The sequence below is a fragment of the Stenotrophomonas sp. 10L48 genome (assembly GCF_056395105.1).
In genome coordinates this window covers 556277-572261 of the sequence record NZ_JBFTIX010000001.1, presented here as the reverse complement: position 1 = coordinate 572261, position 15985 = coordinate 556277, and the positions used below count along the sequence as shown (strand labels likewise).

General features: G+C 63.8%; 6 protein-coding genes. All 6 read right to left on the bottom strand.

The window, feature by feature from the left end; all coding sequences use genetic code 11:
• Window positions 1–35: 35 nt before the first annotated feature.
• Window positions 36–2042 (bottom strand): M13 family metallopeptidase, encoded by a 2007-nt coding sequence (locus tag AC1DCU_RS02820; protein WP_025876099.1) that lies wholly within the window; start codon window positions 2040–2042, stop codon window positions 36–38.
• 311 nt (window positions 2043–2353) lie between these two features.
• A complete protein-coding gene (locus AC1DCU_RS02815) occupies window positions 2354–4459 on the bottom strand; it encodes a M13 family metallopeptidase (protein WP_025876101.1) in 2106 nt (701 codons plus the stop codon).
• A 189-nt stretch (window positions 4460–4648) separates the two neighbouring features.
• On the bottom strand, window positions 4649–7516 hold the full coding sequence (locus AC1DCU_RS02810; RefSeq protein WP_032975037.1) for a TonB-dependent receptor domain-containing protein: 2868 nt from the start codon (window positions 7514–7516) through the stop codon (window positions 4649–4651).
• 181 nt (window positions 7517–7697) lie between these two features.
• A complete protein-coding gene (locus AC1DCU_RS02805; RefSeq protein WP_032975071.1) occupies window positions 7698–9731 on the bottom strand; it encodes an alpha/beta hydrolase family protein in 2034 nt (677 codons plus the stop codon).
• A 160-nt stretch (window positions 9732–9891) separates the two neighbouring features.
• Window positions 9892–12696 (bottom strand): TonB-dependent receptor domain-containing protein, encoded by a 2805-nt coding sequence (locus AC1DCU_RS02800; RefSeq protein WP_282279979.1) that lies wholly within the window; start codon window positions 12694–12696, stop codon window positions 9892–9894.
• A gap of 389 nt (window positions 12697–13085) precedes the next feature.
• Window positions 13086–15893, bottom strand: a complete 2808-nt coding sequence (locus AC1DCU_RS02795) for a TonB-dependent receptor domain-containing protein (protein WP_442251800.1) — start codon at window positions 15891–15893, stop codon at window positions 13086–13088.
• Between the last annotated feature and the right edge of the window lie 92 nt (window positions 15894–15985).

Below are 15985 nucleotides of genomic sequence, written 5' to 3'. Positions count from 1 at the left end.
AAGGCGCCCTTTCCGTTATTGCTGTTGCATGAACCTCAGCGCCAGACCTTGATCTGCTCGCCGTCGGTGCGCTGCATCGGCTGGCCCGGCTTGCAGCTGAAGCTGGCGCCGAACGCCGGCAGGTTCGACAGCGGGCCGTTGGTGCGCCAGCGGCCCGGTGCACGGATGTCGGCGGTCAGGCGGCGTGCGGCCTCGTTCGGCGACAGCTGCTGCGGCCACAGCGCAGCCCAGGCGCGGAAGAAGCCCTGCTGCTGTGCCGGCTTGGCCTTCGGCTCCTGCGCGGTGTACGCGGCCCAGGCCAGCTCCAGACCGGCGATGTCGGCCAGGTTCTCTTCCTGGGTCAGCGTGCCGTTGACCTTGGCCCCCTTCACGCCGGGGAACTCGTAGGCGCCGTACTGGCTGGCGACACGGGTGCCGAGCAGGGTCCAGGCGGTCTTGTCGGCCGGGGTCCACCAGCTGCGCAGTTCGCCCTTGGCATCGACCAGCGCACCCTTGGCATCGATCGCACGGGTCAGCTCGTGGCCGACCAGGCCGCCGAAGCTGCCGAACTTGTCGGCGGCATCGGCCTTGGCGTTGAACACCGGGCCCTGCAGGATCGCCGCAGTGACGATCAGCCGGTTCTGCGCCAGGTCATAGGCCAGCGACGGCTGCTGCGGCAGCACGTCCCAGCGGCGGTCGGCGTTGCCCTTGCCGATGCGCTTCATTTCCTCGCGGTGGCGCCAGGTGGACGCGATCAGCATGTTGCCGCCGAACGAACCACGGCCCATCGGCTGCACGCTGTAGTCCAGGTCACGCAGCGGGGTGCCGATCTCGATCTTCAGCGCGGCCAGCTTGGCCTGTGCTTCGGTCTTGGCCTCGGCGCTCATCCAGCTGTTGTTCTTGACCGCTTCGATCTGCACTTCACGTACCTTGTCGACGATCCAGGCCGCCTGGCGGCGGTCTTCGGCGGACAGGTAACGGGCTGCGTATTCGCGGCCGACCATCGGGCCAGCGGCCACGTTGATCGCGTCCAGCACGCTTTCCCAGCGCTGCGGCGGCAGGGTTTCACCACGCAGCACGCGGCCACGGAATTCGAACTCCGCATCGCGGTAGGCCTTGGACAGGTACGGCGCCATCGAGTCGCCCACGCGCCAGCGCAGGTAGGCCTTCCACTGGTCCGGCTTGAGCTTGGTGACCATGCCGTCGAGCTGCTTGAACAGCGCCGGATCGGCCAGCGACACCAGGTCATCGTTGACGCCCTGCGCCTTCAGGAACGCATCCAGCTGCAGGTTGCGGTAGCGGCTGTTGAGGTCCTTGGTGGAGATCGGCGCGTAGTTGTTGAACGGGTTGTTGATGCCCGCCAGCGACTGCGCATTGCGGGCCAGTTCGGTTTCCAGCGCGATCACCGCCTGCGACTCGGCGTCCAGCTTGGCGGCCGGGGTGCCGGTCAGTGCGAGGATCTGCTTGACGTAGTTGCGATAGCGGCCCATCAACGCGACGGTGTCGGCGTCGGTGCGGGTATAGAAGGCCGGATCAGGCAGGCCCATGCCGCCCTGCATGAAGTAACCGATGTGGCGGTCCAGCGCCTTCAGGTCCACGTCCGGACCGAAGTTGAAGGCCACCGGGATGCCGACCTGGTGCAGCGCGGCGATCGAGGCCGGGACATCCTTGGCCTTCTTGATCGCGTTGATGCGGGTCAGCAGCGGTGCGATCGGGTTGGAGCCGTCGGCTTCCACGGCCGCTTCGTCCAGGCCGCTGGCCCAGAAGTCGCCCAGCAGCTTCTGCACGTTGCCCTGCGGCGCCTTCATCGAGGCGTCCAGCAGTTCACGCTGTTGCTGCCGGCTGCGGTCGACCAGCTGGCCCAGTGCGGTGGCGGCGCCGGTCTGCGGCACCGGGTTGGCCTTCAGCCAGCCTGCGTTGGTGGCGTCGTAGAAATCGCTGCACTGCGCACTGACGGCCGGGGCGCGTGCGGCCTTCTTCTTGGCGGCGAACGCATCGTGGGTCGGAACCAGGGTCGCCAGGCTGATGCCCAGGGCGATGGCAAGCGGACGGAAGTTGGGCATGTAGAACGAATCCGTGATGGATTGAGGGCGGGCGAACTATAGCAAGCTGCGCATGGGCACGGGATGCACGCATCACGGTGGTTCCGCCGGGCATGGCCCGGCGCTACCGGGGGGGTGGCATGGGCAGGGGATGCACACCTCATGGTGGCTCCTTTGTGCCATGCGCCGAGCAAGGTCGGCCTCTACCAGCGGCTTGGGCAAGCGCCGGCGCCAGTAGAGCCACGCCATGCGTGGCTGCGGCCACCGCGCGGAAAAACAAAGGCCCGGGAAATCCCGGGCCTCTGCAGGCAAGCCGTGGCCTCAGCCGTGGCTTACCAGATCACCACCTGCGAGTCGCCGGTGCGCGACATCGGCGTGCCCGGCTTGCACTGGAAGGCCGCGGTGAAGGTCGGCAGGTTCGACGGCGCACCGACGGCGCGGAACTGCGCCGGCGCGTGCGGGTCGGTTGCCAGGCGGACCTTGGCGTTCTCCGGGGTGTACTTGGTGCGCCACACGGTGGCCCAGTTGAAGAAGAAGCGCTGATCGCGGGTGAAGCCATCGATCTTCGCGTCTTCCTTGCCGGCCGATGCCTTCTGCAATGCGTCGTAGGCGGTGGCCAGGCCACCCAGGTCGGCGATGTTTTCGCCCAGGGTCAGATGGCCGTTCACGGCCTGGCCGTCGACCTTGTACTGGTCGAACTGCTTGACCAGCTTGCCGGTCAGGCCAGCGAAATTCTTCGAGTCGGCTTCGGTCCACCAGTTCTCGAAGTTGCCGGTCGGCCCGAAGCGGCTGCCCTGGTCGTCGTAACCGTGGGTCATTTCGTGGCCGATGACCGCACCGATACCGCCGTAGTTCAGCGCGTCGTCCGCCTTGGCATCGAAGAACGGCGGCTGCAGGATGGCGGCCGGGAACACGATCTCGTTCTGCAGCGGGTTGTAGTAGGCGTTGACCGTCTGCGGGGTCATGCCCCACTCGGTCTTGTCCACCGGCTTGCCGATCTTGGCCAGGTTGTACTGGTAGTTGAACGCGGTGGCCGCGCGCACGTTGCCCAGGTAGCTGTCACGGTTGGTCTGCAGGCCCGACCAGTCACGCCACTTGTCCGGGTAACCGATCTTCGGAGTGAAGGTTTCCCACTTGGCGATGGCCTTGGCCTTGGTCTCTTCGCTCATCCAGGACAGGCCCTGGATGCGTTCCTTCAGCGAAGCGGCCAGGTTCTTCACCAGCTCTTCCATCTTCGCCTTGGCTTCCGGCGAGAAGGCGACCTTCACGTACAGCTGGCCGAAGGCTTCGCCGGCATCGCTCTCGATGGTGCCCAGCACACGCTTCCAGCGCGGCTTCTGTTCCTTCTGGCCATTGAGGGTCTTGCCGTAGAACTCGTAGTTTTCCTGCACGAACGCATCGGCCAGGTACGGCGAGGCGCCGTCCACGGTGTGGAAGCGCAGGTAGGCACGCCACACCGACGGATCGGTATCGCCCAGCGCCTTGCTCACTTCCTGGTGGAAGGCCGGGATGGCCAGCGAGAACTTCTCCGGCGCGGCCACGTTCTGCGACTTGAAGAACTCGGTCCAGCTGAAGTTCGGGGTCAGCGCATCGGCCTCGGCCAGGCTGACCGGGTGGTAGTACAGCGAGACATCGCGCGACAGCTCGACGCTGGACTTGGACGCCTTGGCCAGGCGGGTCTCGAACTTGACGACTTCTTCAGCCTGCTTTGCGGCATCGGCAGCGGCCACGCCGGACAGCTCCAGCACCTTGGCCACGTGGGCCTGGTAAGCCTTCAGTTTGTCGGCCTTGGACGCATCGGTATAGAAGGTCTTGTCCGGCAGGCCCAGGCCGCCCTGGCTGGCGTAGGCCATGTTCACGGCCGAGTTCTTGAAGTCGGCTTCGGCGCCGAAGCCGAACAGCACGTTCTCGCCCTTGGCAGCGCTGGTGCGCAGGTAGTTGGCGATGGCGGCCTTGTCCTGCAGGCCGTCGATCGCGGCCAGGTCGGCCTTCAGCGGCTCGATGCCCTGGGCGTTGACCTTGGCTTCGTCCATGCCGGTGGCCCACAGGTCGCCGACGATCTTCTCGATGCCGGCCGGGTTCTTGACCTGCGCGACCTGCTCGGCCAACTGGTGCTGCACGGCCACCGAACGCTCGTCGAGGATGGTGAAGGCGCCCCAGCTGGTGCGGTCGCCCGGAATCTCGTTGGCGGCCAGCCACTTGCCGTTGACGTAGTCGCCGAAGGCGGTGCAGGCGTCAAGGTTGCTGTCCAGATCGCTGGCCTGGAAGGCGTTGTAGGCCGGCAGCTTGCTCTCGTCGAGCTTGTAGGTGGTGGCGGCGTCGGCCGCGGCCGGCGTGGAGGCGGTGGCATCCTTTGCCGGGGTTTCGTTCTTGCCGCAGCCGACCAGCGCGGCCGAAACGGCCAGGGTCAGCAGCACGATCTTGGGAGTACGGGTCACTTGAATGGCCTCCAGGCCGAGTGAGTCAGGGAAGGGCCGGGGGAACGGCCGTGGGCCGAACGATACGCCGCCGGCCCACACTGCAAGGGTGTCGAAGGTCATGGCCAGGCGCAAGGGGGCCTTGCCGGCACCGGAAAAGACAGACCCGGCAAAAGCCGGGTCTGTCGGGGTACTGCCTGTTTTGCTGGATCAGAACTTGTACTTCAGACGCACGAACGGGGTGCGGCCGTACAGATCGTACTGGGTGGCAAAAGCTGCGATGTTGCCGTAGCGCGCATCGCTCACACCGGTGGAGATCAGCGGCGGGGTCTTGTCGAAGATGTTGCTGACGCCCACCAGGATTTCCCAATCAGCCTGCGAGTAGCTGACCGAAGCGGTGTGGTAGGTCCGCGAATCAACCGTGATGTCACGGTAGGAGTTCGGACGGCCCTGGTAGATGAACACCGGATCCAGATCGATGTCCTTGGTCTTGTGGATGTAGGTGGTCAGCCAGTTGAAGGTCCAATCACCACGGGTCAGGCTCAGTGCCAGGTTACCCACGACCTTCGGACGGCCGATGTCACCCAGCAGTTCGTTCGAGGACAGGCCGCTTTCCTCTGCGCTGGAGAAGACCTGCTGCGTATCTTCGATGGTGTAGGTGACCTGCGTTTCGGCCGAGAACTTGCCGAACGAGAAGTCATGGTCGAAGTTGGCGGTCAGATCGTAGCCACGTGTACGCTGCTTGTTGATGTTGACGTACTGGTTGAAGACGTCGGTGATGTTCCATGCCTCGTCACCGGTACCCGGGTTGCGCACCAGCAGGCCGCAGAATGCGTTCGGGAACACGGCAGCGCCGTAGCAGCCCTTGACGATGTCGGCGGTGGTGATCTGGCCGATTTCGTTCTTCACCTGGTAATCGAAGTAATCGATTGCCACGCTCAGGTTGGCGAAGGTCGGGGTGAACACGATACCGGCGGTCTTGGCACGCGAGGTTTCCGGAATCAGCTGGCCAGCGCCGCCACCAGAGTAGACGGTAGCGCTGCTGCCGTTGCCGGCGTAGTCGGCCGGAATGCCAGCGGCGGCGCAGTTGGTCTGGTAGTTGGTGTTGGAGCTTTCACCCCAGCGGATGCATGGGTCGATGCCGGTCTGGCCGAGGAAGCCGGTCTGGTTGCCCAGGTACAGCTCGTACAGGCCCGGAGCGCGGTAGGAGGTGCCGATCGAACCGCGCAGGCGCAGCGACGGGATGACCTGCCAGTTCAGACCCACCTTCCAGACCTCGTCGGTGCCATCCACCGAGTCATACTGGAACGCACGGCCCGAAGCATTCAGGCTGAGCGATTCGATCGCCGGCAGGCCCTTCAGCAGCGGCACGTCGAACTCGACGAACGCTTCCTTCACGCGGTCATCGCCCTTGGTGACGTTTGCCGAGCTTGAACCCCACAGGTCCTGTGCCTTAGACAATTCACCCGGCTGATCGTTGATCGAGTAGTAGCGGTATTCCAGGCCAGCGGCCACGCCGACGGCACCGGCCGGCAGCTCGAACAGATCGCCGCTGACGATCGCATTGATCGTGGCCTGCTTGTAGATGGTCTTGCCCCAGTCCCACACGCCGAGGAGGTTGGTCAGTTCGTCGACCTTCGCGCCGCTCAGGTAGCCCGGGTCGAGGTAGTTCAGCGTCGGCGCGTCGTCGGTGTAGTCAACGTCGCCGGTCTTGGAGGCCTGGATGCCCAGGTTGCCGTACTTGCCCTTGGAGTGGCTGAAGTTCGCATTGACTTCCCACGCCCAGGTGTCGGTGCCCTTGAACAGGCCGTCCAGCTTGGTGGCGCCGTAGAAGTAGTCAACGGTCACGTCCTGCTGTGACTTGAACGGCATGATCGGGCGGATGACGCCGGTGAAGCCGGAACCTGCCGGTGCCTGGATGCGCGGGAAGAACTGACGCCAGCGGAACGTCTCGGTTTCACGACGATTGAACAGGAACTGGGTCTTCCAGTTGATCGAGTCGAACGCGAAGTCAGTGGCAACGTAAACGCTCTTGCGTTCCTGCTGGTTGATGATCTGCTCTTCGCCGAAGCGCGCGAAGTTCAGCGGTTCATCGTAGATCGCATCGCGGCCGCCGGCATAGGTGCGGGTGGTACGCGGCCGATAGCCGGGCAGTGGGCCGATGGTATTGCCTTCCGGCGAAGGAACATAACGGACGGCACCGACGTCGACGACGTTGTGCAGCAGGTTGTTGCAGTTCGCCAGATCGGTGCCGGCAGTGATCGAACGATCCTGGCGGTCGATGCGGTTGCCGTCGGCATCCTTGATGAGGTCGTTGCTGCAGTTCAGGTAGTCGCGGTCATTGCGGGTCAGCGCATTGTGGCGATACCACTCGGCGGCGGCCACGATGCTGCCGTTGTCGAAGTTCCAGCCGTTGGCCAGAGATGCAGCAAATACCTCGCCACCGCCCTCGGTCGGCACGCGGCCGGTGACGGTCAGCTCCGGACGCTCGATGTTCTTCTTGGTGATCAGGTTGACCACGCCGGCCACCGCATCGGAGCCGTAGATGGAGGACGAACCGTCCTTCACGATCTCGGCGCGCTGCAGGATGGCGGTGGGAATGACGTTCAGGTCGAAGGCGCCGACGGCGCCGCGGGTACCGGCCGGGCCCGGACGCTGCCCATCCAGCAGCACCAGGGTGCGGTTGGCGCCCAGGCCGCGCAGCGACACGGTCTGCACGCCGGTGCCGCCGTCGACGACGAAGCCGCCGAACTGGTGGGTGATCTGCGTTTCAGCCGAACCAATGGCCGACTTCTGCAGGAACTCGGCGACGTTGACCTGACCCTGCTTGGCGTTGGTCTCGGCGTTGATGGTGAACACCGGCGAGGTGGTCTCGTAGTCCGCGCGGCGGATCAGCGAGCCGGTGACGGTGATCTTGTCAAGGTCGGTCGCACGCTGGTTGGAGGTGGAAGCGCTTGACGCCTTTGCTTCCTGCTGGGTGGTCTCCTGGGCCAGTGCCGGTGCGACCTGCAGGCAGGCCAGTACTGCGAGAGTCAGCGGGACGCGGCTTGGCTTGATGTGGCGGTTGGCGTTGCGCATTTCTTGGGATCCCCGTTTGTTATGCTTCGGTTAATGGAGTGTATGTGTGGCGTAAAGTAAATGCAACATGAATGGACTCTTTGCGTAACTTATTGTTGCTAAGGGGAAATTCAGGAATTCGGGCATTAAAAAACCCCGCCGGTTAAGCCGGCGGGGTTGTTGATCGGCCCCTCTGCTGGGGTTACAGGCCGCCCGGCCCGCAGTCCTTGGCCAGGTAGTCGGCCATCAGGGTGAGGGTCGTCTGGAAGTGGCGCGGGTACCACGGCATGCTGTGCGGCATGTCGGGAATCAGCTCGAACCGGGCCGGAACCTTGCCCTGCACGGCGGAATAGAAGTTGCGGGCATGGAACGCCGGCGTGCGTACGTCGCGGTCGCCGACGAAGGTCAGCAGCGGAATGGTGGCCTTGGCGGTGTTCTGCATCGGGTCCATGCCCTTGACGGTGCGGCCCTGCAGGATGCGTTGAAGGCGGTTCTGGCTCCAGGACGTGCCCAGCCGGCCCAGGTCGGTGACGGGTGCACCAGCAATGGCGCACTGGTACGGCGATGGGCTGCGTACGGTGGCCGCTGCTGCCGCGAAGCCGCCATAGGAGTAGCCGAAGATCGCGATGCGATCCTTCGCCGCGATGCCCTGCGACACCAGCCAGGCGGCACCGTCGTCCTTGTCATCCTGCATCTTCTGGCCCCACTGACCATCGCCGGCCAGCCACAGCTTGCGGCCCAGGCCGGAGCTGCCACGGTACTGGGGGCGCAGCACGGCATAGCCGCGCGAGGTGAAGAAGGGCACCCAGCCGGACACGTCCCAGCCCGTGTAGTCACGCGCCCACGGTCCGCCATGCGGATGCACCAGGGTCGGCAGTGGGCCGTCGCCCTGCTTCCAGCCTGCCGGCAGGTCGAGGATCGCCGGGATCTGCTGGCCATCACGGGCGGTGTAGGTCACCCAGCGCTGTTCGCCGATCTGCTTGCTGTCCACCCAGGGACGTTCGCTGCCCAGCGGCACCACGTCCTTACGGTCGGCCAGGATGTAGTAGCTCTTCGGGTTGCGGTTGCTTTCCGTAGTGAACAGTACGCGCGAGAGATCGTCGTTGTAGCCGGTGATGTAGACGGTCAGGCCCGGATAGGCTTTCTGCAGGCCCTCCTGCAGGCCTTTCATCTGCGGGTCGACATAGATCGCCTGGCGCTGCGGTCCATCGATGTAGAAGCCGAGCACCTGGTTGAAGTTGCTCTTGCGTGTGCCCAGGATCAGCGAGCTGATGGAGAAGGTCGGGTGGGCCGCCAGAGGCTCCTTGTCGAATTCCTTCTTGACCGGGTCATACAGTCGCGCCTGTACCAGATCGGAGAACTGGTCGGTCAGCACGTACAGCTTGCCGCTGTCATCGTCGATGCCGACCACGTCCACCGTGAAGCGTTCGCTCAGCTTGGTGGTCAGCGGCGCATGCACCTCGAACTGGCCGGCGCTGTTCTTGATCAGCACACGCTGTTCGAAATCCTCGGCCCCGCTGGATTCGATCTGCGTCTGGGTCACCACCTCGCCGGTGCGTGGGTGGAACAGGCCCGGGGTCGTGCGCGAGCTGCCCTTGAACAGCAGTTCGGTCTGCCCGGTGCGCAGGTTGAAGCGGTAGTAGTTGGCCTGCAGGGTGGCTTCATTGAGCTGGTTGATGATGACCCGGTCCGGGTCCAGCGGCAGCAGGTGCACCAGCGAAGCGGTGCCGGCCAGCTCCAGGCAGCGCAGCGTATCGGCACTGACGCCCAGCGTTCGCGTGTTGCTGGCAAAGGCCTCGTCGAACTTCGCCTGGCTGGCGTCGGTCAGGTAGGCCTTGGTCAGGAAGGTCTTGGTGGCACCGGTACTGTTGCCTTCACCGCAGCCGCCCAGCTTGCCGGTCCACTCCTGGCGGCTGATGACCAGGTTGCGCCCGGCCTTGAGCGCGCTGGCGGCGATGAATTTCATCCGATCGCCGGACGGGGTGATGGCCACCGGCCCGGCGGTAAGGTTGTCCAGGTTCCAGTTGGCCAGCGCAGTGTCGGCGTTGTTGCTGCCGGGGGCGGCAATGATGGCGACCAGCTGCTTGCCGTCGGCACTCATCGTGACCGACTGCAACGCGGGAATCTTGGCGAAATCCTCTGCGGGCAGAGGCGCGGCGGCGGCTTGGCCGACGCACAGGCCCAGCAGCATTGAAACGGCGGCACCCAGGCGGGCAGGCGTATATCGGAGTTGCATCATCAGCGGTTCCTTGTGGCGGGGCACGGCAACATGACCGGAAGATGAACGAAGCCTGGGTTCTCGTCAACTCCGCGTGAAGCCCATCCGCATGCGCACCATTGATGGAAGAGACCCCGCCGGAGCGGGGTCTTTTGCTGCAGGAAACGACGTCGACGGATCAGTTGTTGCCGAACTCGTACTTGGCCTGCACGTAGATGGCACGGCCATAAGCGTTGTACAGGTAGTTGTTGTACGGCTGGCCGCTGGTGCCGGCGAAGCTGTACCGCTGGTTGTCAGGCATCTTGTTGAACACGTTGTTGACCATCAGCGACAGGCTCAGGTTGTCCATCGCCCGATAGTTCACGCTCAGGTTGTAGGTGGTGTACGAACCCCACTTGCCGGCCTTGTAGCCGGAGCTGTGGACGTAATCGTAGCCATTGCCCAGGTAGGCCATGTAGTTCGGCGTCTTGCCGATGTAGTTGGCATACAGGGTGGTGGTCCACTTGTCCTTGGCCCAGCCGATCGAACCGTCGGCGCGCACCTTGGCGTACGAGTCGTACACCCACATCGCATACGGGTCGCGCAGCAGGTCCAGGTACTCATCGCCCGGCTGCGGTTGCAGTTCGCGCTTGAGCATGTCGGTGTAGTTGCCGGAGAACTGCAGCGAACCGAAGCGGCCGATGTCCTGTACGTACTTGAAGCTGGCCGTCAGCGCCTGCAGGTTCTGGCTGGCCACGTTCATCTTCGGCGTATAGATCTCATCGAGTACGCCGGAGGCGTCGCGGGTGATCCAGTCGCTGACGTTCTGGCAGCTGGCCGAGGTGTTGTTGGTCTGGCCGTTGCGGCAGTAATACTCGGCCAGCAGCAACTGGTCGGAACTGAGGGTGTTGACCTCGTTCTTGATCTTCCAGTTGTAGTAGTCCACCGACACCGACAGGTTGTTGATGGGCGCCCACACGATGCCGGCGTTCCAGACATCGGCGGTGATCGGCTCAAGGTCCGGGTTGCCGGATTGGGTGCCGAACACCGACACGCTGTCATACGGGCAGCCGGTGGTGTTGGCCGGGTCGTAGCCCAGCTGGCCGCAACGGTAGTAGTCGGTGGAGCCGTTGGCGTAGTAGCCGCTGACACCCTGGAAGGCATCGGACAGGGTGGGCGCGCGGAACGCGGTGCCGTACTTGCCACGGAACAGCAGGCTGTCGATCGGCCGGAATTCCAGGCCGACGCTGTAGGTCGCCTTGTCGATGGTGTTGCCACCGATCTTGAAGGCGTCGTAGCGGCCGGAGCCGGTCACCGTCAGTGATTCCAGCAACGGCATGCGCAGTTCGCTGGTCACCGCGTAGCTGCTGCGATGGCCGGCGCCGGAAACCGCGGTGGTGCCCCACACGCTGCCATCCACCAGGCGGGTATCGGGCGTGTAATCCCAGCCTTCGCTGCCGCCTTCAACCACCACTGCGAAGCCGGCGTCGCCGCCGGGCAGCTTGAACAGCGCACCATTGGTGACCTGCGCACGCAGCAGGTTCTGCCAGGTGCGGCTCTGGCTGTAGGTGTAGCCGGTGAAGCTCTGGAAATCACCGCTCGGCAGTGGCGAGTAGAACGCTTCCCAGTCCGGGCTGTAGATGTTGTACCCGGTGCTGGTGGTGCCCAGCACCGGCCCCAGCACACGCTGCTCGAAGTAGTCGTTGATCGGATCGTTCCAGCGCACGAAGTTGCGCTCGGTCAACTTGTATTCGCCGCGGGTGAAGCTGGCACTGTAATCCCAGCTGCCTGCCGTGCCGCGGCCGCCGAGCGTGACCTGGTAAGCCTTGTTGCGATCGGTGTTCATGATGTCGCGATAGCCGCCGGCGCCGATGTCCTCCGGCGCGAACACGCGCTGCAGGTTCATGTACTGGCCGCTGTCCTGATCGTAGAAGCGGCCCCATCCGGAGGAGGTGCCCCACCAGGTGTAGTTCGAGCCTGTGGCGTACTTCACTTCTTCCAGGCTGTAGAGCGCGTCGCCGAACAACTGGAAGTTGTCGTTCACATCGAAGGTCATCGAGCTGTAGATCTGCCCGCTTTCCTTGCCGTTCTTGATGGTCTTGTAGCCGGTGCCATAGACCGAACCGCAGGCCTGGCCGGTTGGCCGGGTGCCGAGCACGGTGGTGCCGTCGAACTGGCCCGCCACGTTGGCGCACAGGTTCGGGTCCATCATCGCGTAGCGGTTGCTGTTGGCCGGCAGCAGTACCAGGAAGTCGTTGGAGACGTACTGGGGGCTGTAGCCGTCGGGATTGTTGACCTTGGTCAGGTCACGCTGGTAGCCCCAGATCGGGCTGGTTTTTTCGTACTGCACGTTGACCAGCGCATGGAATCGATCGTCGACACCGTTGAAGCCGCGCGCCGCACTGACGCGTACGCTGTTGCCGCCGCCTTCGGAGTAGGCACCGCCACGGACGTTGAGCACACCGCCATCCATGCGCTCCTTGAGGATGATGTTGACCACGCCGGCGATCGCATCCGAACCGTACAGCGACGACTGGCCGCCGGGCAGGATCTCGATGCGCTCGACGATGTCGATCGGAATGCCGCTGATGTTGTTGAAACTGTCGCTGCCGTTGTACAGCGCCGGATACGAGAGCATCGGGCGGCCGTTGATCAGGTACTTGGTGTAGCCGGGGCTGAGCCCGAACATGCCGGCGGCCTCGGCACCCTGGGTGAACGAAGCGGAGGTCTGCCCGCCCTGCAGGCCGCCGGTCGACAGCGAGGACTGCTGCAGGACGTCGGCGACGCTGGTGAAACCGCGGGTCTGGATGTCCTCGGCGGTGACGGTCAGGACCGGCGTGTGGTTCTCGATCTGCGTCTGCGGGATCAGTGAGCCGGTGACGGTGACGCGGTCAAGCTGTGTCGGGCCGGTGTCCTGCGCGTGGGCTGCGCCGGAGGCGATCAGGGTGCCGATCAGGGCAAGGGTCAGGGGGTGACGCGAAGGCGTGGAGCGATGGCGAGACATGATGGATCCCCGTAATGAGCGATGTCGTCTGGCTGATGTCCTCCCTGACATCTTCATGATGTGTTCAGTTGCAATCCATTCAGCCGGACCGTAACACGACGTTCACGTTGTCAAAACGGACCCGTCACACGGATGTGCTGCTTATCGGAAGAAAAGTCCTTTGAAATCAGTGCGTAAACGCGATTGTCTAGGAATGTTTCAAAATGTTGCGTTGCAGAACAGAATTGATCGAAGACGATTTGTAGTATGTAGATCAATGGCTTGCTGGCTTCGCGGAGACTTTTCTGATTAATTAATTTATGAGACTGGTTTCGATGTTCCGTCTCAATTGACGGGCATGAAAAAGGCCCCGCCGAAGCGGGGCCTTTTGTGCAGTTCCGGCCCGGCGCTTACTTCCCGCCGAACTCGTACTTGGCCTGCACGTAGACCGCACGGCCGTAGGGGTTGTAGATGCTGCTGTTGTACGGTGCGCCGATGTTGCCGGCGTAGCTGTGGGCCTGGCCGTCGGGCATCTTGTTGAACACGTTGTTGACCATCATCGACAGCGTCAGGTTGTCCATCGCCTGGTAATTCACGCTCAGGTTGTAGGTGGTGTACGAGCCCCACTTGCCGGCCTCGTAGCCGGACGGATGCACGTAGTCGTAGCCCTTGCCCAGGTATGCCATGCGGTTGGGCGTCTTGCCGATGTAGTTGAAGTACACGGTGGTGGTCCACTTGTCCTTCGCCCAGCCCACCGCACCGTCGGCACGCACCTTGGCGTACTGGTCGTAGTTCCACATCGCGTACGGGTCGCGCAGCAGGTCCAGGTACTCGTCGCCCGGCTGCGGCTGCAGTTCGCGCTTGATCATGTTGGTGTAGTTGCTGGAGAACTGCAGCGCACCGAAGCGGCCGATGTCCTGTACGTACTTGAAGCTGGCCGTGACCGCCTGCAGGTTCTGGCTGGCGATGTTCATCTTCGGCGTGTAGATCTGGTCAAGCTTGCCGGCGCCATCACGGGTGATCCAGTCGCTGACGTTCTGGCAGCTGGCCGAGGTGTTGTTGGTCTGGCCGTTGCGGCAGTAGTACTCGGCCAGCAGCAACTGGTCGGAGCTGAGGGTGTTGACCTCGTTCTTGATCTTCCAGTTGTAGTAGTCCACCGACAGCGAGAGGTTGTTGATGGGCGCCCACACGATGCCGGCGTTCCAGACGTCGGCGGTGATCGCTTCCAGCTCGGGGTTGCCGGACTGCTCACCGAACACTGATTCGTTGGCATACGGGCAGCCAACCGTGTCGCTCGGGTTGAAGCCGAGCTGGCCACAGCGGTAGTAGTCAACCGAGCCGTTGGCGTAGTACCCGCTGCGGCCCTGGAAGGCATCGGACAGGCTGGGGGCGCGGAAGGCGGTGCCGTACTTGCCGCGGAACAGCAGGCTTTCAATGGGACGGAATTCCACGCCGATGCTGTAGGTCGACTTGTCGACGGTCTTGTCGGCGATCTTGAACGCGTCGTAGCGGCCCGAGGCGGTCACGGTCAACGACTCCAGCAGCGGCATGCGCAGTTCGCTGGTCAGCGCGTAGTTGCTGCGATGGCCGGCGCCGGCCACCGAGGTGGTGCCCCAGACGCTGCCATCAAGCAGGCGCTGGTCGGGTGTATAGGACCAGCCTTCGCTGCCCGCTTCGGCCACCACTGCCAGGCCCGCATCGCCACCGGGCAGCTTGAACAGCGAACCATTGGTGATCTGCGCGCGGCCCAGGTTCTGCCAGGTGCGGCTCTTGTTGTAGGTGAAGCCGGTGAAGGTCTGGAAATCGCCGGCCGGCAGCGGCGAATAGAACGCGCCCCAGTTCGGGTTGTAGATGTTGTAGCCGTCGTCGGTGACGCCCAGCACCGGACCCAGCACGCGGTCTTCGAAGTAGCTGTCGATCTCATTGGCCCAGCGCGCGAAGCTGCGCTCGGTCAGCTTGTACTCGCCACGGCTGAAGCTGGCGCTGTAATCCCAGTTGCCGACGTTGCCGCGCCCGCCCAGCGTGATCTGGTAGGCCTTGTTGCGATCGGTGCTCATGGTGTCGCGGTAGCCGGCCGGGCTGATGTCCTCCGGCGCGAACGCGCGCTGCAGGTTCATGTATTCGCCACTGGCCTGGTCGACGAACGCACCGAAGCCGACATCGCTGCCCCAGAAGGCGTAGCCCGAACCCGAGTTGTACTGCACTTCTTCCAGGCTGTAGAGCGCGTCTGCGAACAGCTGGAAGTTGTCGTTGACGTCAAAGGACATCGACGAATAGATCTGGCTGCTTTCCTTGCCGTTCTTCAGCGTCTTGTAGCCGGCACTGAAGGGTGAACCGCAGGATTCGCCAGTGGCACGGGTGCCCAGCACGGTGGTGCCGCCGAACTGGCCGGCCACGTTGGCGCAGCGGCTCGGGTCCATCATCACGTAGGCGTTCTGCTGGTCCGGCAGGTAGACCAGGAAGTCGTTGGTCGGAACCTGCGGCGTATAGCCCCGGGTGTTGTTCTGCTTGGTCAGGTCGCGCTGGTAACCCCAGATCGGGCTGCTCTTCTCGTACTGCACGTTGACCAGTGCGTGGAAGCGGTCATCAAAAGCGTTGAAGCCATGCGCGCCGCTGACGCGGAAATCGTTGCCGCCACCCTCGGTATAGGCGCCGCCGCGTACGTTCAGCACGCCGCCGTCCATGCGGTCTTTGAGGATGATGTTGACCACGCCGGCGATCGCGTCCGAGCCGTACAGCGATGACTGGCCGCCGGGCAGGATCTCGATGCGCTCGACGATGTCGATCGGGATGCCGCTGAGGTTGTTGAAGGTATCGCTGCCGTTGTAGAGGGCAGGGTAGGACAGCATCGGCCGTCCGTTGATCAGGTACTTGGTGTAGCTCGGGCTGAGGCCGAACATGCCCGAGGCTTCGGCGCCCTGGGTGAACGACGCGGAGGTCTGGCCGCCCTGCAGGCCGCCGGTGGTCAACGAGTTCTGCTGCAGCACCTCGGCAACGCTGGTGAAGCCACGGGTCTGGATGTCCTCGGCGGTGACGGTCAGGACCGGCGTGTGGTTCTCGATCTGCGTCTGCGGGATCAGTGAGCCGGTGACGGTCACGCGTCCAAGATCGGTGGGAGTGTTGTCCTGGGCGAGCGCGATCGCGCTGCTGCTGGCCAGGATCAGGCCGCTGAGGACGGCGCGGGTGAGCGGGTGACGCGGGAAGCCATTGCGAGACATGCGGTACTCCGTGTGGTCGTGAGAAACGCGTTTTCCCTTTCCTGGGAACTCATGGATGGTTCAGCAGCCGGTGGACGCAGAAAGGCGGCGTT